Source organism: Sutterella massiliensis (assembly GCF_016899755.1).
GTDB classification, from domain to species: Bacteria; Pseudomonadota; Gammaproteobacteria; order Burkholderiales; family Burkholderiaceae_F; genus Sutterella; species Sutterella massiliensis.
The window spans coordinates 1-915 of the sequence record NZ_JACJJC010000123.1 but is presented as its reverse complement, the minus strand read 5'-3'; the positions used below and the strand labels follow the sequence as shown (position 1 = coordinate 915).

The 915-nt window shown below is 57.6% G+C and carries 2 protein-coding genes; one reads left to right on the top strand and one right to left on the bottom strand.

Annotation, left to right across the window (positions count from 1 at the left end; all coding sequences use genetic code 11):
- Window positions 1-494, bottom strand: a 494-nt coding sequence (locus tag H6A60_RS14515; RefSeq protein WP_205104803.1) for a hypothetical protein, incomplete at its 3' end; no start/stop codon positions are given.
- Here H6A60_RS14515 and H6A60_RS14510 point away from each other — a divergent pair.
- The coding region (locus tag H6A60_RS14510; RefSeq protein ID WP_205104801.1) for a hypothetical protein at window positions 477-915 on the top strand (439 nt) is incomplete at its 3' end. The two genes, H6A60_RS14515 and H6A60_RS14510, sit on opposite strands and share 18 nt — an antisense overlap.

Below are 915 nucleotides of genomic sequence, written 5' to 3'. Positions count from 1 at the left end.
AGATGTGTATAAGAGACAGTGTCAATGGTCTGAATGATGCTCACAACGCACTCGGCGATGCCGATGTAGATGTTCAGTCGGGCGGTATCGCTCGGCTCCATGGCAGCAGCGACTGGACTATCGATAATGATCTGGACCTTGTCGAGGGCGGCGAGCTTGAGCTTTCCGCCGGCGGCGGGGTCGTTAACTTTGCCGGAACGCCTCAGCAGAATATTTCCGGCGGCAAGGTAACGCTGCAGACGTCGGTTCTTTACCTTGGCGGTTCGTCCGGTGCGGCCAATGCGGCGGTCCTTGATACGGCCCATCTCAATGTTGGCTCCAATGGCGTACTGCATGTGGCCACCGGCGATGCCGCGCAGGTGCTTGACAAGCTCACGCTGGGCAGCGACGGTCACATCTGGTTCGACGGTACGCTCGGTGTAAGCGGAACGGGGACGACGCAGCTCGGTCAGCTTGAGGTCGGCAGTCTCGGTGACATGACCGGCACCATCCACCTGACCGCTTCGTCCGCAGCGGGTTCGGGCGGCGAGATCAAAGCCGCCGAACTCCTCAATGTCGCTGATAACGGCAGCTTCCAGTCGTTGATTGAGGTGACCGGCACCGATGAAACGATCACCAACGACGAGCTTTCGGGTACGAATCTCGTTGTCAGCGGCAACACCAGTGTCGTGTCCGACATCAAGGATGGCAGCGGGAATACGGTTGCTGAAGGGACTTTCGGCTTTGGCAAGACGCTTGTTGCAGACGGCAAGCATGCCGGCGTTCAGTACGAACTGCAGCTCATCAAGTTGCTGAAGACCCTCGAAATCAGCGAGTCCGGCAGCCTGGATGTTCAGATTACTGGCGGCGGCAACCTCCTTGTTTCGAAAGCTTTGACGCTTACGAATAAAGAAGGCCTGTCTCTTATACACATCT